Source organism: Streptomyces sp. NRRL F-2580 (assembly GCF_000720115.1).
In the GTDB taxonomy this organism is placed as follows: Bacteria; Actinomycetota; Actinomycetes; order Streptomycetales; family Streptomycetaceae; genus Streptomyces.
Genome location: NZ_JOIR01000023.1, coordinates 62,954 through 82,437, shown reverse-complemented (window position 1 = coordinate 82,437; position 19,484 = coordinate 62,954). Strand labels below are relative to the sequence as shown.

The 19,484-nt window shown below is 71.3% G+C and carries 16 protein-coding genes; 6 read left to right on the top strand and 10 right to left on the bottom strand.

All coding sequences use genetic code 11. The features are described 5' to 3' along the window. The first annotated feature begins 9 nt into the window (after nucleotides 1-9). Nucleotides 10-1,722, top strand: a complete 1,713-nt coding sequence (locus IF88_RS0124730) for an LCP family protein (RefSeq protein ID WP_234323686.1) — start codon at nucleotides 10-12, stop codon at nucleotides 1,720-1,722. Nucleotides 1,723-1,818: 96 nt separating this feature from the next. Here IF88_RS0124730 and IF88_RS0124725 read toward each other — a convergent pair whose 3' ends face one another. Next, entirely contained in the window at nucleotides 1,819-2,844 is a 1,026-nt protein-coding gene (locus tag IF88_RS0124725; RefSeq protein ID WP_030716535.1) for a glycosyltransferase family 2 protein, read from the bottom strand. A 293-nt stretch (nucleotides 2,845-3,137) separates the two neighbouring features. Here IF88_RS0124725 and IF88_RS0124720 point away from each other — a divergent pair, with 293 nt between their 5' ends. Further along, nucleotides 3,138-4,520 (top strand): LCP family protein, encoded by a 1,383-nt coding sequence (locus IF88_RS0124720; RefSeq protein ID WP_030716533.1) that lies wholly within the window; start codon nucleotides 3,138-3,140, stop codon nucleotides 4,518-4,520. Between the two features lie 31 nt (nucleotides 4,521-4,551). Here the strand turns inward: IF88_RS0124720 and IF88_RS0124715 are convergent, their stop codons facing one another. Further along, nucleotides 4,552-5,088, bottom strand: coding sequence for an acyl-CoA thioesterase (locus IF88_RS0124715; protein ID WP_030716531.1), 537 nt, complete (start codon nucleotides 5,086-5,088; stop codon nucleotides 4,552-4,554). 106 nt (nucleotides 5,089-5,194) lie between these two features. On the opposite strand from IF88_RS0124715, the gene IF88_RS0124710 reads away from it, so the two are divergent. Continuing rightward, nucleotides 5,195-6,502: an LCP family protein gene (locus tag IF88_RS0124710; protein ID WP_078893106.1), complete on the top strand. Its 1,308-nt coding sequence runs from the start codon at nucleotides 5,195-5,197 to the stop codon at nucleotides 6,500-6,502. Between the two features lie 39 nt (nucleotides 6,503-6,541). Here the strand turns inward: IF88_RS0124710 and IF88_RS0124705 are convergent, their stop codons facing one another. Both IF88_RS0124705 and IF88_RS0124700 read right to left on the bottom strand, forming a co-directional pair. Further along, nucleotides 6,542-7,624, bottom strand: coding sequence for a nucleotidyltransferase family protein (locus tag IF88_RS0124705; RefSeq protein ID WP_030716526.1), 1,083 nt, complete (start codon nucleotides 7,622-7,624; stop codon nucleotides 6,542-6,544). 108 nt (nucleotides 7,625-7,732) lie between these two features. After that, nucleotides 7,733-8,890: an acyl-CoA dehydrogenase family protein gene (locus tag IF88_RS0124700; protein WP_030716523.1), complete on the bottom strand. Its 1,158-nt coding sequence runs from the start codon at nucleotides 8,888-8,890 to the stop codon at nucleotides 7,733-7,735. 206 nt (nucleotides 8,891-9,096) lie between these two features. Here IF88_RS0124700 and IF88_RS0124695 point away from each other — a divergent pair, with 206 nt between their 5' ends. Next, nucleotides 9,097-10,440, top strand: a complete 1,344-nt coding sequence (locus IF88_RS0124695; protein WP_030716519.1) for a UDP-glucose dehydrogenase family protein — start codon at nucleotides 9,097-9,099, stop codon at nucleotides 10,438-10,440. Between the two features lie 144 nt (nucleotides 10,441-10,584). On the opposite strand, the gene IF88_RS0124690 is transcribed toward IF88_RS0124695, so the two are convergent. The 4 genes from IF88_RS0124690 to IF88_RS0124675 all read right to left on the bottom strand — a co-directional run bounded on the left by IF88_RS0124690 (nucleotide 10,585) and on the right by IF88_RS0124675 (nucleotide 14,630). Then, nucleotides 10,585-11,640, bottom strand: a complete 1,056-nt coding sequence (locus IF88_RS0124690; RefSeq protein ID WP_030716516.1) for a membrane dipeptidase — start codon at nucleotides 11,638-11,640, stop codon at nucleotides 10,585-10,587. 142 nt (nucleotides 11,641-11,782) lie between these two features. Continuing rightward, nucleotides 11,783-12,961, bottom strand: a complete 1,179-nt coding sequence (locus IF88_RS0124685) for a dipeptidase (protein WP_030716513.1) — start codon at nucleotides 12,959-12,961, stop codon at nucleotides 11,783-11,785. After that, entirely contained in the window at nucleotides 12,958-13,494 is a 537-nt protein-coding gene (gene purE / locus IF88_RS0124680; protein ID WP_030716510.1) for a 5-(carboxyamino)imidazole ribonucleotide mutase, read from the bottom strand. The genes IF88_RS0124685 and purE overlap by 4 nt, the downstream gene beginning before the upstream one ends. After that, nucleotides 13,491-14,630, bottom strand: a complete 1,140-nt coding sequence (locus IF88_RS0124675; RefSeq protein ID WP_078893105.1) for a 5-(carboxyamino)imidazole ribonucleotide synthase — start codon at nucleotides 14,628-14,630, stop codon at nucleotides 13,491-13,493. The genes purE and IF88_RS0124675 overlap by 4 nt, the downstream gene beginning before the upstream one ends. Before the next feature lie 189 nt (nucleotides 14,631-14,819). On the opposite strand from IF88_RS0124675, the gene IF88_RS0124670 reads away from it, so the two are divergent. After that, nucleotides 14,820-15,356 carry a GtrA family protein gene (locus IF88_RS0124670; protein WP_030716504.1) on the top strand — a complete coding sequence of 179 codons (537 nt, stop codon included), beginning with the start codon at nucleotides 14,820-14,822 and terminating at the stop codon, nucleotides 15,354-15,356. Between the two features lie 25 nt (nucleotides 15,357-15,381). On the opposite strand, the gene IF88_RS0124665 is transcribed toward IF88_RS0124670, so the two are convergent. Continuing rightward, complete coding sequence (locus tag IF88_RS0124665; RefSeq protein ID WP_030716502.1) at nucleotides 15,382-16,647, bottom strand: ATP-binding protein; 1,266 nt, start codon at nucleotides 16,645-16,647, stop codon at nucleotides 15,382-15,384. A 116-nt stretch (nucleotides 16,648-16,763) separates the two neighbouring features. Next, complete coding sequence (locus tag IF88_RS0124660; RefSeq protein ID WP_030296931.1) at nucleotides 16,764-17,441, bottom strand: response regulator transcription factor; 678 nt, start codon at nucleotides 17,439-17,441, stop codon at nucleotides 16,764-16,766. Between the two features lie 496 nt (nucleotides 17,442-17,937). Here IF88_RS0124660 and IF88_RS0124655 point away from each other — a divergent pair, with 496 nt between their 5' ends. Beyond that, the gene (locus IF88_RS0124655; RefSeq protein ID WP_030716500.1) at nucleotides 17,938-19,458 is read left to right on the top strand and encodes a peptide MFS transporter; all 1,521 of its coding nucleotides are present in this window, start codon (nucleotides 17,938-17,940) and stop codon (nucleotides 19,456-19,458) included. The last annotated feature ends 26 nt before the right edge of the window (nucleotides 19,459-19,484 follow it).

The following is a 19,484-nucleotide window of genomic DNA, read 5'->3' as shown; positions in this document are numbered from 1 at the left end:
GGGGGACGCGTGAGGCACAGCAGCGTGCGGGGGGAGGGGGCGACCGCCCAGGCCGCCGGGGACGACATACCCGGTGGCGGGGCGGACGCGCCCGGCGTGGTGCCCGCACCACGGGGCGGCTCCAGAGCCGTCCGGCGTGCGGCCGCCCGCCAGCGCCCCACCAGGCGGGGGCGGCGGCGCGTGCTGCGCTGGGTGTCCTCCGTCCTGTCCCTGCTCATACTCGGGACGGCGGCGGCGGGATACCTGTACTACCGCCATCTGAACGGCAGCATCCAGACGGACGCGCTGAACCTCGGCGAGACCAAACTGGGCGGTTCCAAGCCCAACGCCTTCGGGCAGACCCCGCTGAACATCCTGCTCATCGGCTCCGACGCGCGCAACGACGCGGAGAACCAGGCGCTGGGCGGGGCCACGAACACCTTCGACGGCCCGCCCCTCGCGGACGTGCAGATGCTGCTGCACCTGTCCGCCGACCGCAGCAACATGTCGGTGGTCTCGATGCCGCGCGACACGATGCTGATGATGCCCAAGTGCACCGAGCCGGGCGGCAAGGTGCACCCCGCCAGCAAGGGGCTCGTCCAGACGAACGAGTCCCTCCAGCGCGGCGGACCGGGCTGCACCGTCGCCGCGTGGACCGAGCTGACCAAGATCCCCATCGATCACTTCATGATGATCGACTTCAAGGGTGTGGTGTCCATGGCGGACGCCATCGGCGGCGTCCCGGTCTGCGTCGAGCAGAACGTGCACTCCCGCACCCGTGACGGCAAGGGCTCGGGCCTGAAGCTGCCGAAGGGCGAGAACATCATCCAGGGCGAGGTGGCCCTGCAGTGGCTGCGCACCCGCTACGGCTTCGAGGACGGCACCGACATCGGGCGCACCCACGCCCAGCACCAGTACATGAACTCGATGGCCCGGGAGTTCCGCAAGAACGCCAAGCTCACCAACCCGGTGAAGCTCAACAGCCTGGCGCAGGCGGCGATCCAGGCCATGGTCGTGGACACCGGCCTGAACAAGATCGACAAGCTGTACGACCTCAGCATGGAGCTCAAGAAGGTTCCGCCGGGGCGCATCACCATGACCACCATGCCCTGGGTCTACAGCACGAAGCCCGGGATGGACGGACGCGTCGAGCCCATGGCGGGCGAGGCCGAGGACCTGTTCCGGATGGTCCGCGAGGACATCGCGCTCGACGGCAAGGGCTCCGGCACCCCGGAGGGCGGCGCCTCTCCCTCGCCGGGCGCGAGCGGTGCCCCGTCCGCCCCGGCCCAGCAGCCGACCACCGCCCCGACCACGGCCCCCGCGGCCGCGCCGGCGAAGATCGTGGTCAGCGTGCGCAACTCCACGGGCGGCAAGGACGGCGCCCAGGCCAGGGTCAAGAACCGGGCGAACGACGTGGCGGCGCTGCTCGCCGCCAAGGGCTTCACCAAGGCCGGCGCGGACAGCCAGACGGGCGCTGAGGACACCACGGTGGTCCGCTTCGCCACCGACGGCCAGGCGGCCGACGCGGCGGCCCTGGCCACGGCGCTGGGCCTGCCCGCCGCCTCGGTGCAGAAGTCCGACCAGGTGGCCGGGATCGTCCTGTTCGTCGGCAAGGACTGGCGGACCGGCGACGCGCCGGCCCCGCCGCCGCCCGCCCCGAGCGTGGCCCCGACGTCCGCCCACGCGCTCAACGGCGACAACGACAAGGCCTGCATGCCGATCCAGCCGGGCTTCACCTGGTAGCGGGTCCCCGGACCCCCTGAGCACGCGGAAGGGGCCCGGCGCGGAGGCTGTTCACACAGCCCCGCGCCGGGCCCTCCGTACGTCCCGACGCGCGGGTCAGACCTGCGAGGAGTCCCGGCGCACGGCCGGGCGGCGGCTGGCGATGAGCTTGTTCGCCAGGGCCCGCGGGCTGGTCAGGAAGCCGAAGCCCCAGCACAGGTGCATGGTCGCGAGGGCGACGGGGATCTGCGCCCGCGCCTTCGGCGGCAGCCCCTTGCCGGCCGGTACGGAGCCCACGGCGATCGCCGCGAGGTAGCCGGCCGGGACGGCGAAGCCCAGGGGGGTGACCGCCACGCCCACGACCACGCCCGCGGCGAGCGCGCAGACGAGGGTCGGCGGGGCCAGGTAGCGCAGGTTGATGGAGCCCGAGTGGTAGCGGGCCACCACGTGCCGCCAGCGCCCGTAGTCCTTGTACTGCTTGGCCAGGGCCTTGACGGAGCGCCTGGGGCGGTACTGGACCTTCAGCTCCGGCGAGAACCAGATCAGACCGCCGGCTTCGCGGATGCGGAAGTTCAGCTCCCAGTCCTGGGCGCGGATGAACTCCTCGTTGTAACCGCCCTGCTGTTCCAGCGCCTCACGGCGGAAGACGCCGAGGTAGACGGTCTCGGCCGGTCCCGCCTGGCCGCCGGTGTGGAAGGGCGCGTTGCCCACGCCGATCTTGGAGGTCATCGCGGCGGCGACGGCCTCTTCCCAGGCGTTCTCGCCTTCGGCGTGCATGATCCCGCCGACGTTCTGCGCACCGGTCTCGTCCAGCAGGCGGACGGCGGTGGCGATGTAGTTCGGCGAGAGCATGCCGTGGCCGTCGACGCGTACCACGATCGGGTGACGCGAAGCCTTGATGGCGGCGTTGAGCGCCGCCGGGGTCCGGCCGGTGGGATTCGGGACGGTGTGGACTCGGGGATCCTCGGCGACGAGTTCGGCGGCGATCTCGTCGGTGCGGTCCGTGGACGGCCCGAGTGCGATCACCACCTCCATCTCGCCCGCATACTCCTGTTCCAGGATGTGGCGGACGGAATCGCGGAGGTAGTGCTCCTCATTGAGCACCGGCATGATCACCGAGACTGCGGGCTGCTGGGCGGGCATGTGGTCCTTCAAGGTCGGGTATCGGTGTCACGTTACCGCGTACGGGGGAACCGGGTGCGCGCCGAGTGATCGGTAAGGACAAACGCTGATCGTATGGGCCTACTGTTCTGTCGAATCAGCTGAATCCGACTCGTCCATCGACCGGTCTCCCTGCTGCTCCCGCGGAGGTGTCCACCGTGCCCCAGCCGCACCGTCCCACCCGTCCCGCCGGGCCGTCCCGGCCGCAGCGCGCACGGCGCGGCGGCGGCGTCGGCGGCCCGGCCCGGCGTCGGGGCGAGCGCCCCCGGTGGGGGGTGCGGCTCGCGGCCGGGCTGGCGGTGGTGGTGCTCGGCTCCGGGGCCGTCGGGCACGCCGTGATGACCGGCCTGGACACCGGGATCGAGCGGGTGGACCCGTTCAAGGACATGAAGAACCGCCCGCAGGCCGGGCACGGCCTGAACTTCCTGCTGGTGGGCACCGACGGCCGGGAGAAGATCACCCCGGAGGAGAAGCGCGAGTACCGCCTGGGCGGCGCGCCCTGCCGCTGCACCGACACGATCATGCTGGTGCACCTGTCGGCCGACAAGGAGCGGGCCAGCGTCATCAGCCTGCCCCGCGACAGCTACGCCGAGGTGCCCGCCCACCGGGACCTGGTCACCGGCAAGGCGCACCGGGCCCACTCCCTGAAGCTGAACGCGGCGTACGCGGAGGGCGGCCCCAACCTGACCGTGCGGACCGTCGAGAGCATGACCCGGGTGAAGATCGACCACTACCTGGAGGTCGACTTCACCAGCTTCATGAAGACGGTCGACGCGATGGGCGGCGTGGACATCTGCACGGCCAAGACCATGCGCGACCCGAACACCGGCCTCGACCTGCTGCCCGGCACCCACCGGCTCAGCGGCGGCCAAGCCCTGCAGTACGTGCGCTCGCGCCATGTGGACGGGGCCTCCGACCTGGGCCGGATGCAGCGTCAGCAGCGGTTCATCGCCGCCCTGATCAAGCAGGCGACCGGCGGCGGGGTGCTGCTGAACCCGGTCAAGTTCAAGGAGGTCAGCTCCACCCTGCTCGGCTCGGTGCGGGCCGACAAGGACTTCGGCTCGGAGCAGATGCTGGCGCTCGGGCAGGCGATGCGGGACTTCACCCCCTCCTCCTCGGAGTTCGCCTCGGTGCCCATCGGCGACCCCTCGTTCCGCCTCAAGGGCATCGGCTCCACCGTGAAATGGGACGAGCCGAAGGCGGCCAAGCTGTTCGAGGCCCTGCGGGAGGACCGCCCGCTGGCTCCGGCCCGGCCCGGGACGACCGGCGGCAGCCGGCCCGCGGCGGTGCCGGTGGACGTGCCCCCGCAGCAGATCCGGGTCCAGGTGGAGAACGGGACGCGGATCGACGGACTCGGCGGGCGGGTCGACACGGCGCTGCGCGCCACCGGCTTCGACACCACCCGGGCCCCCGGCAACGGCGCCAGCCGCGACGTCAAGCGCACGGTGATCACGTACGACCCGCGCTGGGACCGCTCCGCCCGTTCGGTGGCGACCGCCCTGCCGGGCAGCGAGCTGCGGGCGGTGGCGGGCCAGGGCCGGACGGTGCTGGTGATCGCGGGCGCGGACTACAGCAAGGTGGTGCCGGTCCGCGCGGAGGACCCGTACCAGGGCGCCTTCGGGGTGGTCACCGGCGACCAGGTGGTCTGCGGGACGTAGGGGGTGTCCGGGCGGCCCGGCGGTGGGGACGTCAGTCGTCGAAGCCCTGGGCCGCCCGCTCCTCGCGCAGCGCCATGATCGCCTGGCGGCGGGCGAGCCGGTGGGTGCGGCGGATCTGGGCCTCCTGGTAGCGCCGCTCGTCCCGTTCCGTCTCCGGGAGCACCGGCGGGACCTGGCGGGGCTTGCCGTCGGCGTCCACGGCCGCGAAGACGAGGTAGGCGCTGCCGACCTGGGTGGCGGGCGTGGACTCGTTCCACCGCTCCGCGAGGACCCGTACGCCGATCTCCATGGAGGAGCGGCCCGTCCAGTTGCACTGCGCCTTCACGTGGACGAGGTCGCCCACGCGCACGGGGGCGAGGAAGACCATCTCGTCCATGGACGCGGTGACCGCCGGACCGCCGGAGTGGCGCCCGGCCACGGCGCCCGCCGCGTCGTCCACCAGCTTCATGATCACGCCACCGTGCACCGTGCCGAGGAGGTTGGTGTCGTTCGCGGTCATGATGTGGCTGAGGGTCGTACGGGAGGCCGCGGTCGGCTTCCCGGGCAGCTCGCCCGGTATCTGTGTCATACGGACACCTTAGAGCCGTACCAGAGGCATCAGCTCTGCAACAGCCCCGGTACGGATCCCGCCCCGGGCTGTCGGACGGGACGCCCGGGCAGGCATCCTAGAGCGCATGAATGACTGGCCAGAAGGTCGTGACGACGGCTACGGGCGCGGCAGCGCCCAGCCGCAGCCCGAGGGCGTACAGCGGATGCGGCACGTCCGGCGACAGCCGCAGCAGCCGCCGCGGCCCGCGCAGCAGCCCCCGCGCCCGGCGGGCCCGCCGCCCGCGTACGGCGTGCCTCCGCAGCAGGCCGGCGGCCACGACACGTACGGCGGTTACGACAGCGGTTACAACACCGGCCAGGTCTACGGTTCGCCCTCCGACGGCACCCCGGGCGGTCCGGCGGGCCCCGGTGGGCCGTCGGGCCCCGGCCGTCCCGGCCGCGCGCCCGGCCCCGCCCCGGACTGGCGCAAGCGGATCAAGATCGGCTCGATCGTGCTGGTCTCCGCCCTGCTGGTGACCACGGTCTCCACCTACTTCTGGGCCGACTCCAAGGTGCGCCGCGAGGTCGACCTCTCCAAGGTCATCGAGCGCCCCAAGGAGGGCGACTGCACGACGTACCTGATCGTCGGCTCCGACAGCCGCGAGGGCATGTCCGACGAGGAGAAGAAGAAGCTCCACACGGGCTCGGCCGAGGGCAAGCGGACCGACTCGATGATGATCCTGGCGAAATGCTCCAGCGGGAACACGATGATCTCGCTGCCGCGCGACTCGGACGTGGAGATCCCGTCCTTCGTCGGCTCCCAGTCCGGCAAGAAGTTCCCCGCGCAGGGACGCCGGGTCAAGCTCAACGCGGCGTACGCGGAGGACGGCCCGGAGCTGCTCGTGCGGACGGTGGAGCACAACACCGGTCTGCGCATCGACCACTACGCGGAGATCGGCTTCGCCGGCTTCGCGAACATCGTGGACGCGCTGGGCGGCGTGGAGCTGGACATCGAGGAGGGCTTCAAGGACGAGAAGTCCGGCGCCGACTTCAAGGCGGGCAAGCAGACCCTGAACGGCGAGCAGTCGCTGGCCTTCGTACGGACCCGCTACGCCTTCGCCGAGTCGGACCTCCAGCGCACGAAGAACCAGCAGAAGTTCCTGTCGGCGCTGGCGAGCCAGGCGGCGACCCCGTCCACGGTCCTCAACCCGTTCGACCTCTACCCGCTGCTGGGCGCCGGACTGGACACCCTGATCGTGGACAAGGACATGGGCCTGTACGACATGGGCCAGATGTTCTTCGCCATGAAGGGCGTCAACGGCGGTGACGGCGTGTCGATGAACATGCCGATCTCCGGGCAGCGCGGCGGCAACCTCGTCTGGGACAAGGCGAAGGTGCAGCAGCTGGTGAAGCAGATCCAGAACGACGAGAAGGTCACCGTCCGCGGCAACTGACCGCGGCGGTGTCGCCCCCGCCCGCTCCCCGGACTCCGGTCAGGCGTCCGGGGAGAAGCGGATGGCGGCGGCGGGCAGCTGCGCCTCGCACCACACCCGGGCCCCGGCGCGCAGCTCGTTGTCGGCCCCCACGACGGCCCCGTCACCGATGACGGCGCCGTCCAGCACGGTCCGCGCGCCCACGGCGGAGCGGGCGCCGATCAGGCTGGCGCTCACCTGGGCGTCCGCGCCGATCACCGCCCCGTCGAGCACGATGCTGCCCTGGACGACCGCGCCGGCCTCGACGCGGGCGCCGGCTCCCACGACGGTGCCCCCCGACAGCTTGGCTCCGGCCGCCACTTCGGCGCCGGGCAGCACGAGGGACTCGCCGCGGCGTCCGGGGACGGCCGGGGAGGGGACCACGCCGCGGACCAGGTCCGCGGAGGCCTGGATGATGGCCTCGGGCTTGCCGAGGTCCATCCAGTAGGTGTTCTCGGTGACGCCGTGCAGCTTGGCCCCGGAGGCCAGCAGGCCGGGGAAGGTCTCGCGCTCGACGGAGACCGGGCGGCCGGCCGGGATGGCGTCGATCACGCTGCGGCGGAAGACGTAGCAGCCGGCGTTGATCTGGTCGGTGATGATCTCCTCGGGGATCTGCGGCTTCTCGGTGAAGGCCAGCACCCGCCCCTCGGAGTCGGTGGGGACCAGGCCGAAGGCGCGCGGGTCCTCGACGCGGACCAGGTGCAGGGAGACGTCGGCGTCGGCCGCCTCGTGCGCCTCGACGAGACCCGCGATGTCCAGGCCCGTGAGGATGTCGCCGTTGAAAACGAGGACGGAGGAGTCCGGACCGCCCGTCAGGCGCCGTCCGGCGTTGCGGATGGCGCCGCCGGTGCCGAGGGGCTCGTCCTCGACGACGTACTCGAGGGTGAGGCCGAAGTCGGATCCGTCGCCGAAGTAGGGCTCGAAGACCTCGGCGAGGTAGCAGGTGGCCATCACGATGTGCGTGACACCGGCGGCGGCGGCCCTGGCTATCTGGTGGGCGAGGAAGGGAACCCCGGCCGTCGGGACCATCGGCTTCGGCGTGTTCACCGTCACCGGACGCAGGCGCGTCCCTTGTCCGCCGACCAGCAGGATCGCTTCCGTCATTGCGTTCTCCCCAACCGATTCCGGCGTACGAAGGTCCAAATTTAGCCCATCCTGGGCGTGCGAAGGCCGGAGACGGATGTGCGCATCCGCCTCCGGCCTGGGAGGACGTTACGGCAGGTTGCGGGCCATGACGATCCGCTGGACCTGGTTGGTGCCCTCGTAGATCTGCGTGATCTTGGCGTCGCGCATCATGCGCTCCACCGGGTAGTCACGGGTGTAGCCGTAACCGCCGAGGAGCTGGACGGCGTCCGTGGTGACCTCCATGGCCACGTCGGAGGCGAAGCACTTGGCCGCGGCGCCGAAGAAGGTCAGGTCGCCGTCGACACGCTCCGACTTGGCCGCGGCCGCGTACGTGAGCTGACGGGCGGCCTCGATCTTCATGGCCATGTCCGCGAGCATGAACTGCACGCCCTGGAAGTCGCCGATCGGCTTGCCGAACTGCTTGCGCTCCTGGACGTAGCCCTTGGCGTAGTCCAGGGCGCCCTGGGCGATGCCGAGCGCCTGGGCCGCGATCGTGATGCGGGTGTGGTCCAGGGTCTTCATCGCGGTGGCGAAGCCGGTGCCCTCGGCGCCGATCATGCGGTCGGCGGGGATCCGGACGTTGTCGAGGTAGACCTCGCGCGTCGGGGAGCCCTTGATGCCGAGCTTCTTCTCCGGGGCGCCGAAGGAGACGCCCTCGTCGGACTTCTCGACGACGAAGGCGCTGATGCCCTTGGAGCGCTTCTCCGGGTCGGTGACGGCCATGACCGTGTAGTACTCGGAGACGCCCGCGTTGGTGATCCAGCGCTTGACGCCGTTGAGCACCCAGAAGTCCCCGTCGCGCACGGCGCGGGTCTTCATGCCGGCCGCGTCGGAGCCCGCGTCGGGCTCCGAGAGCGCGTACGAGAACATCGCGTCGCCCTTGGCGAGCGGGCCCAGGTACTTGGCCTTGAGCTCCTCGGAACCGGAGAGGATCACCGGGAGCGAGCCGAGCTTGTTGACGGCCGGGATGAGGGAGGAGGACGCGCAGACGCGGGCCACCTCCTCGATCACGATCACGGTGGCCAGGGCGTCGGCGCCCGCGCCGCCGTAGGTCTCGGGCACGTGGACGGCGTGCAGGTCGCTGGCGACCAGGGCGTCGAGGGCCTCCTGCGGGAAGCGGGACTCCTCGTCGACCGCGGCTGCGAACGGCAGGATCTTCGCCTCGGCGAGCGAGCGGACCGACTCGCGGAGCATGTCGTGCTCCTCGGCCGGGCGGTACAGGTCGAAGTCGGCAGAACCCGCCAAGATCTCTCACTCCCCAGGGTGATGCGTGATGCTAACTACCGTTAAGTAACCCAAGCTTAGTGTCCCGGTCACGGATGGCGATATGGACGGCCTACGTGAGTTGCGTGACAGCGGTGTCGACAGCTGCCGCCTCCTGGGGAACGTCCCCGCCGGTGGGCCCGACTATGCTCAGTGGCCGCAAACGGCCCCGCACCTCTGGAGCACCCATGGCCCCCCTCAGGATCACAGTGATCGGCACCGGATACCTCGGCGCGACCCACGCCGCGGCGATGGCGGAGCTGGGGTTCGAGGTGCTGGGCCTGGACGTGGTGCCCGAGAAGATCGAGATGCTGGCGTCGGGCCGGGTGCCGATGTACGAGCCCGGGCTGGAGGAGCTGCTGGCCAAGCACGTGGCCGGGCTGCCGGGCTCGACCGGCCGGCTGCGGTTCACCACCTCCTTCGAGGAGGTCGGGGAGTTCGGCGACGTCCACTTCGTCTGCGTGAACACTCCGCAGAAGCACGGCGAGTACGCGTGCGACATGTCCTACGTCGACTCCGCGATGGCCTCGCTGGCCCCGCACCTGACCCGGCCGGTCCTGGTGGTCGGCAAGTCCACCGTGCCGGTGGGCTCGGCGGAGCGGCTCGCGGCCAAGCTGACCGAGCTGTCCCCGGCGGGCGAGGACGTGGAGCTGGCCTGGAACCCGGAGTTCCTGCGCGAGGGCTTCGCGGTGCAGGACACCCTGCACCCCGACCGGATCGTGATCGGCGTCCAGGGCGAGCGCGGCGAGAAGCTGCTGCGCGAGGTGTACGAGACGCCGATGTCGGAGGGGACCCCGCTGGTCGTCACGGACTTCCCGACCGCCGAGCTGGTCAAGACCGCCGCCAACTCCTTCCTCGCGACGAAGATCTCCTTCATCAACGCGATGGCGGAGGTCTGCGAGGCCGCAGGCGGCGACGTGGTGAGGCTGGCGGAGGCCATCGGCTACGACGAGCGGATCGGCGCGAAGTTCCTGCGCGCCGGGATCGGCTTCGGCGGCGGCTGCCTGCCCAAGGACATCCGGGCCTTCATGGCACGCGCCGGCGAGCTGGGCGCCGACCAGGCGCTGACCTTCCTGCGCGAGGTCGACTCCATCAACATGCGGCGGCGCGGACACATGGTCGAACTGGCGCGGGAGGCCGTGGGCGGGTCGTTCCTCGGCAAGCGGGTCGCGGTGCTCGGCGCCACCTTCAAGCCCGACTCGGACGACGTACGCGACTCGCCCGCCCTGAACGTGGCCGGACAGATCCACCTTCAGGGCGGGCAGGTCACCGTCTACGACCCCAAGGGCATGGACAACGCCCGGCGCGTCTTCCCGACCCTCGGGTACGCGGACTCCGCGCTGGCGGCGGCCCGGGGGGCGGAGGTCGTCCTCCACCTGACCGAGTGGCGCGAGTTCCGGGACCTCGACCCCGCGCAGCTCGCGGGCGTGGTGACGGACCGGCTCGTGCTGGACGGCCGCAACGCGCTGGACCCTGTGCGGTGGCGCGCCGCCGGGTGGACGTACCGGGCGATGGGTCGGCCCCGCGCCTGACCCCTGCGGGGCGCGGGGCCGAAGGATCGGGGCTCCGCCCCGGACCCTCCCCCAGACTCCGTCCGGGGGACCTCCCTGCGCCTCGAACTCCCCCAGCTACCGCTGGGAGGGCCTCCAGCGGGGCTGGATGGTGCGGCGGGGCTGTCAGCGGGTCGAGCGGCGGGAGGTGAACTCCGCGTCGCGGACCACGCGGAGGGCGTTGCCCCAGGTCAGGAGGGCCAGGTCGGATTCCGGCCAGCCCCGTTCCAGGAGTTCCGCGATCAGTCGCGGGTAGCCCGAGGGGTCGGTCAGACCGGCCGGGCGGGAGCCCGGGGCTTCGGTGCCGAAGGCGGCGCCGAGGCCGACGCTCTCCGGGCCCGCGACCGCCCGTACGTGGTCGAGGTGGTCCGCCACCGCGTGCAGGGAGTCCCCGGTGCGGGCGGCGTCGAAGGTGACCATCGCCAGGCCCTTCGCCTCGCCCAGCGCGAGCAGCACCTCGTCGGGCACGTTCGCCGGATGCGGGTTCAGCGCGGCCGCCGCCGTGTTCGAGATGATCGTCGGGGACTTGGACGCGCCCGCGACCTGGCAGGCGACCACCGGCGGGCAGCCGTTGACGTCCAGGATCATCGCCAGCCGGTTCGCCTCCCGGACCACCTCGTGGCCGAAGGCCGTCAGGTCGTCCTGCGCCCAGGGCGCTCCCGCGGGCGCGAGGATGCGTACGCCCAGCGCGTGGAAGGCGCGCAGCGCGCCCAGCGAGTCGGTCAGCGTGCGGCCGGGCACCGGGCCCAGGAACGAGGCGATGCGGCCCCGGTTGCGGGCGTCCACCATGTCGTCGGCGCTGAGCGCCAGGCGCAGGCTGTCGGGGTAACGGCGCATCAGGGCCAGCGCCACGTCGATCTGTTCCAGGGTGTCGGAGACCGCCTGGTCACCGGTGATGTCCCCGCGGGGGCGGCCCTGCGGTACGAGTAGGGACCAGAACTGGGCCCCCACTCCCCCGGCGCGCAGCCGCGGGATGTCGGTGTCGACATTGACGTCGGGGGTGTCGATGTCGTGGTACGGGCTCTGGCGCAAGGTCCAGACGAGGGTGTTGCACCCGTCTGCCACGGGATGCACGGACAGCAGCGCGACGGCCCGGTCGAGGGCGCCCGCCGGCACTTCGGATGCGGGGAGGTCTTCGGCTCCGATGCCCACGGAGTGGGGTTCGTCCTGCAGGTCGGCCATGGCGTTCGCTCCGGTCTCGGCGGCAGCAGGGAGAGATGGGACGGTGCCACCGTGACATGGGGGACGGCCGGGACGCCCGGCGGATGTGGCGTTCGGGTGAATCCGCAGGTCACACCCGATCACCGCATCCGCCGCGCCGCCGCTAGATCACCGCGTTCGACGGGCCCCGGGACGCCGAGAGGTCCCGCGCCACCGCTTCCGCGTCGCGCAGCACCCGTACCGCGTTGGACCAGGTCAGCTTCGCCAGGTCGGCCCTGGACCAGCCGCGCGCCAGCAGCTCGGCGACCAGGTTCGGGTAGCCGGCCACGTCGTCCAGCCCGGACGGCGTGAAGGCCGTGCCGTCGTAGTCGCCGCCGATCCCGATGTGGTCGACCCCGGCGACCTCGCGCATGTGGTCCAGGTGGTCGGCCACCGTGGCGGCCGTGGCCACCGGGCGCGGGCGCTCCGCCTCGAAGGCCCGGTGCAGGGCCATCGCCTCGGGGGTGGTGTCGAGGTGGTGGAAGCCGTGCGCCCGCAGGTTCTCGTCCGCGGCCAGCGTCCACTCGACGGCCGCCGGGAGGATGAACTTCGGGACGAAGGTGGCCATCGCCACCCCGCCGTTGGCCGGCAGCAGCGCCAGCACGTCGTCGGGGATGTTGCGGGGGTGGTCGCAGACCGCCCGCGCCGAGGAGTGCGAGAAGACCACCGGCGCGGCCGAGACCGCGAGCGCGTCCCGCATGGTCGTCGCGGCGACGTGCGAGAGGTCCACCAGCATGCCGACGCGGTTCATCTCGCGGACGACCTCGCGGCCGAAGTCGCTCAGGCCGCCGTGCCGGGGCTCGTCGGTCGCCGAGTCCGCCCAGTCGATCGTGTCGTTGTGCGTGAGCGTCATGTACCGCACGCCCAGCCGGTGCAGGGCGCGCAGCGTGGCGAGCGAGTTGTTGATGGAGTGGCCGCCCTCGGCACCCATCAGCGAGGCGATCCGGCCGTCGGCGCGGGCCGCCTCCATGTCGTCCGCCGTCAGCGCCCGCACGAGGTCGCCGGGGTAACGGTCGATCAGCTGGGCGACCACGTCGATCTGCTCCAGCGTCGCGCTGACCGCCTCGTCACCGGCGTAGTCGGAGCGGACGTACACGGACCAGAACTGCGCGCCGACCCCGCCGGCGCGCAGCCGCGGGATGTCGGTGTGCAAGTGGGCGGACTGGTCGCCCCCGATGTCCCGTCGCGCCAGGTCGTAGCGCACCTGCTCGCGCAGCGCCCAGGGCAGGTCGTTGTGGCCGTCCACGACGGGGTGCTCGGCCAGCAGCTCGCGCGCCTCGTCCAGACGCTGCGCCGCGCTCACTTGCCGAACCCGAAGGACTCCGCGTTCGCGACCTTCGTACGCAGCCGCTTGCCCTTCTCGGTGGCCTGGTCGTTGAGCTCCTGCTGGAAGTCGCGCATCCGGGCCAAGAGGTCCTTGTCGTGCGCGGCCAGCATCCGTACGGCCAGCAGACCCGCGTTGCGCGCGCCGGCGACCGAGACGGTGGCGACGGGCACCCCGGCCGGCATCTGGACGATCGACATCAGCGAGTCCATGCCGTCGAGGTACTTCAGCGGCACCGGCACGCCGATGACGGGCAGCGGCGTGACCGAGGCGAGCATGCCGGGCAGGTGGGCGGCCCCACCCGCGCCCGCGATGATCGCCTTCAGGCCGCGGTCGGCGGCGTGCTCCCCGTACGCGATCATCTCGCGCGGCATCCGGTGCGCCGAGACGACGTCGACCTCGTAGGGGATCTCGAACTCGTCGAGGGCCTGCGCGGCCGCCTCCATGACGGGCCAGTCCGAATCGGATCCCATGACGATGCCGATGACGGGGGCGGCGGTGGAGGTGCTCATTGGGTGACCGTTCCTCTGAGGTAGTCGGCAGCGTGGCGTGCGCGCTCCAGCACATCGTCCAGGTCGTCGCCGTAGGTGTTGACGTGGCCGACCTTGCGGCCGTGTTTCACGTCCTTGCCGTACATGTGGATCTTCAGCTGCGGGTCATGGGCCATGCAGTGCAGGTACGCCGCGTACATGTCGGGGTAGTCCCCGCCCAGTACGTTCGCCATGACCGTCCAGCGGGCCCGGGGGCGGGGGTCGCCCAGGGGGAGGTCCAGGACCGCGCGGACGTGGTTGGCGAACTGGGAGGTGACGGCACCGTCCTGGGTCCAGTGGCCGCTGTTGTGCGGGCGCATCGCCAGTTCGTTGACCAGGATCCGGCCGTCGGTGGTCTCGAACAGTTCCACGGCCAGGTGGCCGGTCACGCCGAGTTCCTTGGCGATGCGCAGGGCGAGGGCCTGGGCCTCGCCGGCGAGGGCCTCCGAGAGGTCCGGAGCGGGGGCGATCACCGTGTCGCAGACCCCGTCCACCTGGCGGGACTCGACGACGGGGTAGGCCACCGCCTGGCCGTGCGGGGAGCGGACGATGTTCGCCGCGAGCTCGCGGACGAAATCGACCTTCTCCTCCGCGAGGACCGGGACGCCCGCCTTGAAGGGGGCCTCCGCGTCCTGCGGGGTGCGGACGAACCACACGCCCTTTCCGTCGTACCCGCCGCGCACGGTCTTGAGGATGACGGGGAACCCGCCGACCTCGTCCGCGAAGGCCGCCGCGTCCGCCGGATCGCTCACGATCCGGTGGCGGGGGCTCGGCGCGCCGATCTCGTCGAGCCTGGCGCGCATCACCCCCTTGTCCTGGGCGTGCACCAACGCGTCGGGCCCCGGGCGGACGGGGATGCCGTCCGCTTCCAGGGCCCGCAGGTGCTCCGTGGGTACGTGTTCGTGGTCGAAAGTGATCACGTCACAGCCGCGCGCGAAGGCACGCAACGTCTCCAGGTCGCGATAGTCGCCGATGACGACATCGCTCACGACCTGGGCCGCCGAGTCCTGTGGGGTGTCACTGAGGAGCTTGAATCTGATGCCGAGGGGGATACCCGCCTCGTGGGTCATGCGGGCGAGCTGACCGCCGCCGACCATGCCGACTACCGGGAACGTCACTCCTCCAGGGTATCCGCCGGTATTCCGCCATCCGGACGCGCCCTGGCCCGTAAGCGTCGGTGTGCCGTGCGTCGCACGGTGTCCGAAGGCACAGACGGGGCTGTGGGGGGACACTTACGATGGGCGGGTTGACAGAGAACACCCGGACGCCCTTCGCGGGGCGGTGACCGACAGGGACTGAACCTACTGATGAGCACGCCGGGGAACGGATCTGTTCTCGAACGCGTACGCGGTCTCGTGCGAGAGGTCGCCAAGTTCGGGGCGGTCGGTGGTCTGGGTGTGCTGGTCAACCTGGGTGTCTTCAACCTGATCCGGCACACGACCGACCTGCAGGTGGTGCGCGCGAGCGTGATAGCCACGGTCGTGGCCATCGCCACGAACTACCTCGGCTTCCGCTACTTCGCGTACCGGGACCGCGCCAAGAGCGGCCGCACTCGCGAGCTGGTCCTCTTCGCCGCGTTCAGCGCCATCGGCCTGGTCATCGAGAACGGTGTGCTGTACACCGCCACCTACGGCTTCGGCTGGGACGGCTCGGTGGCCAGCAACGTCTTCAAGTTCATCGGCATCGGCACCGCCACCGTGTTCCGCTTCTGGTCGTACCGGACCTGGGTCTTCAAGGCCCTGCCCGAGGCCGCCGAGCCCGCGCCGGAGCTCGTGGCGGCGCCGCTGCCCAGGCCCGAGCGGCGGCCGGAGCCGGTGCCCGAGCCGGAGCCCGCGAACAACTAGGAACGAGCAGTACGCGCCCGGGGCCCTAGCGCACGGTGGTCTCGGGCTCGACGCGTTCCGGCGCCGTCCGGCTGAGGAACAGCGCGAACACCGGCGGCTGCGTCTGGAGCAGTTCGAGGCGCCCCCCGTCCGCCTCCGCGAGGTCCCGGGCGACCGCGAGGCCGATCCCGGTGGAATTGCGGCCGCTGATGGCCCGCTCGAAGATCCGGTTGCCGAGGTCCGGCGGGACCCCCGGCCCCTCGTCCGTGACCTCCAGCACCGCCTGGTTGCCGATCACGCGCGTACGCAGCGCGACCGTGCCGCCACCGTGCATCAGCGCGTTCTCCACCAGCGTGGCCAGCACCTGCGAGACCGCGCCCGGGGTGCCGACGGCGCGTACGCCCTGCTTCCCGGAGCGCACGATGGCCCGCCCCGCGCTGCGGTAGGCCGGCCGCCACTCCTCGACCTGCTGTTTGACGACCTCGTCGAGGTCGAAGGGGACCGCGGAGCCGGTCCGCGGGTCGCGCGAGTTCGTGAGCAGCCGCTGCACCACGTCCGTGAGCCGCTCCACCTGGGTGAGGGCGATCGTCGCCTCCTCCCGCACGGTGTCCAGGTCGTCGGTGACCGTGATCTCCTCCAGCCGCATGGACAGGGCGGTGAGGGGGGTGCGCAGCTGGTGCGAGGCGTCGGCGGCGAGGCGCCGCTCGGCGGTCAGCATCCGGCCGATCCGTTCGGCGCTGGAGTCCAGCACGTCGGCGACGCGGTCCAGCTCGGGGACCCCGTACCGCTTGTGCCGGGGGCGCGGATCGCCGGATCCGAGGCGTTCCGCCGTCTCGGCGAGGTCGGTGAGCGGGGAGGCCAGCCGGTTCGCCTGGCGTACGGCGAGCAGTACGGCGGCCACGACGGCCAGCAGCGCCACCGCGCCCACCACCACGAGGGTCCGGCCGACCTCCTTGGTGACCGTGGAGCGGGACTCCTCGACGGTCACGACCTCGCCCTGTTCGCCGCGCGCGGTGCCGCGGATGACGCTGTCGGGGATCGGGGCGCCCACCTCCACGGCCCGCTGGCCGGGGACGGCGATGCGGGCGTAGTGGCCGGCGTCGAGCTGCTCGGCGAGGGCGACCGGGTCGATCGGCTTGTGCTCCAGGACGTTCGCCTCGACGATGCCCACCAGCCGCAGCGCCTCGGACTCGATGCGGTCCTGGGCGCTGCTGGTGATGGTCCGGGTCTCCACGATGACGAGGGAGACGCCGAAGACGGCGATCACGACGAGCACCACGGCGAGCGTGGAGTTGATGAGGCGGCGGCGCATGCCTTAGAGCATGCCCTAGCGGGAACCTGCCCCGGCGCCGGTCCGGGGCGGGCCGGAGCGGGGCCCGGGCGGGCTCGGAGCGGGACGCAGCCCCGCCGGCCCCGGGCTCCCTGGGCTCAGCTCTTCTCGAAGCGGAAGCCGACGCCGCGGACGGTGGCGATGTAGCGGGGGTTCGCGGCGTCGTCGCCCAGCTTCTTGCGCAGCCAGGAGATGTGCATGTCGAGGGTCTTGGTGGAGGACCACCACGTGGTGTCCCAGACCTCGCGCATGAGCTGGTCGCGGGTGACGACCCGGCCCGCGTCGCGGACCAGGACGCGCAGGAGGTCGAACTCCTTCGCCGTGAGCTGCAGCTCCTCCTCCCCCATCCAGGCGCGGTGCGATTCGACGTCGATCCGCACGCCGTGGGTGGCGGGGGCCTGGGCGGCCTCGTTGGCGCCGCGGCGGAGCAGGGCCCGGACCCGGGCGAGCAGCTCGGCCAGACGGAAGGGCTTGGTCACGTAGTCGTCGGCGCCGGCGTCCAGGCCGACGACCGTGTCCACCTCGTCCGCGCGGGCGGTGAGGACCAGGATGGGGAAGCCGTGGCCCTCGGCCCGCAGCCTGCGGGCGACTTCCAGTCCGTCCATGCCCGGCAGGCCCAGGTCGAGGACGACGAGGTCGACGCCGCCCTGCAGTCCCGCGTCCAGGGCGGTGGGGCCGTCCTCCCGGACCTCGACCTCGTACCCCTCCCGGCGCAGGGCGCGGGCCAGGGGTTCCGAGATGGATGCGTCGTCCTCGGCGAGCAGTACACGCGTCATGTGGGTGATGGTAGTCCGCGGCGACCTGATCGAGAGGCCTCCCTGCACACCCCTCTCTATCTGCGCTTATGAACTACTAAGCGCCTTCGAATATGGTCGAACGGTTCCCGGCGCGCCTGTGATCCATCTCTCAAGTCCTTTCATATGCCGCAGTGTCGTGTCGTATGGTGGCGAGACGCCTGATGCACTACCTCAGGGACCTTTGTGCCGAAAAGCGCGCCAAAGGTTTCTATTTCTGTCCTGACCGGACGGGCCAGTCTTGCGGGACTCACCTGTCCGGGCTTGATGACAGTGAATGACCTGTGGGCCGGGCCCCCGCGCGAAGGTGCGCGAGCGGGCGTGGATCCCGGTTACGGATGTTTCTCTTCGCCCCCAACCCCATGGGGGGCGAGACCCCCGGGCGTGGGGTGGGAGATCCGTCGCCGGTGCCGGCCACCCCCCACCGGGCGCGGATGAGCTCACGAAGCCAAGCGTCCCGAGCAAGCAAGGATCGACCATGGCTTCCAGCCTGACGACGGCTTCTCCGAGCCCCGCTCACGAGAAGACCCTCTTCGGCCACCCGATCGGCCTGGCCACGCTGTTCATGACCGAGATGTGGGAGCGCTTCTCCTACTACGGCATGCGTGCGCTTCTCGTCCTGTACTTGGTCTCCGGCGGTGTCGACGCCGCGACCGGCAGCCAGGGCGGCGGCCTCGGCTTCACTGCGGCGACGGCCACGGCGATCTACTCCGTCTACGTGGCCATGGTCTACCTGATGGCCATGCCCGGCGGCTGGTTCGGTGACCGCGTCTGGGGCGCCCGCAAGACGGTCACCATCGCCGGTGGCGTGATCATGGCGGGCCACGTGTCGCTCGCGCTGCCCGGCCAGATCGCGTTCTTCGTCGGTCTGCTGCTGGTCGCGGTCGGCTCCGGTCTGCTGAAGGCCAACATCTCCACGATGGTCGGCCACCTGTACCGGGGCGTGGACGACCCGCGCCGTGACAGCGGCTTCACGATCTTCTACATCGGCATCAACGTGGGTGCCCTCCTCGCACCGGTCGGCATCGGCATGGTCGGCGAGCTCGTGAACTGGCACCTCGGCTTCGCGCTGGCCGCCGTCGGCATGGGCATCGGCCTCGTGGTCTACCTGCTCGCCGGCCGCACGCTGAGCCCGAAGAGCAGCCTCGTCCCGAACCCGCTGAGCGCCGCCGAGCGCAAGGCCGTGATCGTCAAGGCACTCGCCGTCCTGGCCGTCGTCGCCGTCTTCTACGGCGCCGTGGTCGCCGCGGACATGTACACCATCAAGTGGGCGCTGTACCCGATCACCATCGCCGGTCTGCTCATCCCGGTCGCCGTCCTCGTGCGCATCAAGCGGGACAAGGACCTGTCCACCGTCGAGCAGACCCGGATGAGCGCCTACATCTGGTTCTTCGTGGCCGCCGCCGTCTTCTGGATGATCTACGACCAGGGCGGTTCGACGCTCTCGCTGTTCGGTGACAAGAACTCCGAGCGCGCCCTGTTCGGCTGGGAAGTCCCCACCGTCATCTTCCAGTCGCTGAACCCGCTCTTCGTGGTGGCCCTGGCCCCGGTCTTCGCCGCCGCGTGGGTGGCCCTGGCCCGCCGCAACCGCGAGCCCAGCACCATCGTGAAGTTCTCGGTGGCCCTGATCATCGTCGGCGCCTCGTTCTTCGTCTTCGCCCTGCCGCTGAGCCAGACCGCCGGCAACGACACCAAGGTCACCATGTGGTGGCTGGTGCTCATCTTCCTGATGCACACGCTCGCCGAGCTGTGCCTGTCGCCGGTCGGCCTGTCGGTCACGACGAAGATGGCGCCGCAGAAGTACGGCTCCCAGATGATGGGTGTCTGGTTCCTCGCCGTCACCGCCGGTGACTGCGTCACCGGTCTGATGGGTCTGGCCGACGTGCAGCTGAACGGCGTCGGGGTGATCCTCTTCCAGGCGGTCGCCGCCGTGCTCGCCGGTCTCGCGATCTTCATGTACCGCAAGAAGGTCAACGAGCTGATGGGCGCCACGAACTGACGCGTTCGGCCCCGCACCACGGAACG

Coding starts and splice junctions, on each gene's coding strand:
- purE (WP_030716510.1), bottom strand. CDS start 13,494: ATGAGCACCTCCACCGCCGCCCCCGTCATCGGCATCGTCATGGGATCC.
- IF88_RS0124660 (WP_030296931.1), bottom strand. CDS start 17,441: ATGACGCGTGTACTGCTCGCCGAGGACGACGCATCCATCTCGGAACCC.
- IF88_RS0124725 (WP_030716535.1), bottom strand. CDS start 2,844: ATGCCCGCCCAGCAGCCCGCAGTCTCGGTGATCATGCCGGTGCTCAAT.
- IF88_RS0124695 (WP_030716519.1), top strand. CDS start 9,097: ATGGCCCCCCTCAGGATCACAGTGATCGGCACCGGATACCTCGGCGCG.
- IF88_RS0124710 (WP_078893106.1), top strand. CDS start 5,195: ATGAATGACTGGCCAGAAGGTCGTGACGACGGCTACGGGCGCGGCAGC.
- IF88_RS0124670 (WP_030716504.1), top strand. CDS start 14,820: ATGAGCACGCCGGGGAACGGATCTGTTCTCGAACGCGTACGCGGTCTC.
- IF88_RS0124705 (WP_030716526.1), bottom strand. CDS start 7,624: ATGACGGAAGCGATCCTGCTGGTCGGCGGACAAGGGACGCGCCTGCGT.
- IF88_RS0124655 (WP_030716500.1), top strand. CDS start 17,938: ATGGCTTCCAGCCTGACGACGGCTTCTCCGAGCCCCGCTCACGAGAAG.
- IF88_RS0124690 (WP_030716516.1), bottom strand. CDS start 11,640: ATGGCCGACCTGCAGGACGAACCCCACTCCGTGGGCATCGGAGCCGAA.
- IF88_RS0124665 (WP_030716502.1), bottom strand. CDS start 16,647: ATGCGCCGCCGCCTCATCAACTCCACGCTCGCCGTGGTGCTCGTCGTG.
- IF88_RS0124715 (WP_030716531.1), bottom strand. CDS start 5,088: ATGACACAGATACCGGGCGAGCTGCCCGGGAAGCCGACCGCGGCCTCC.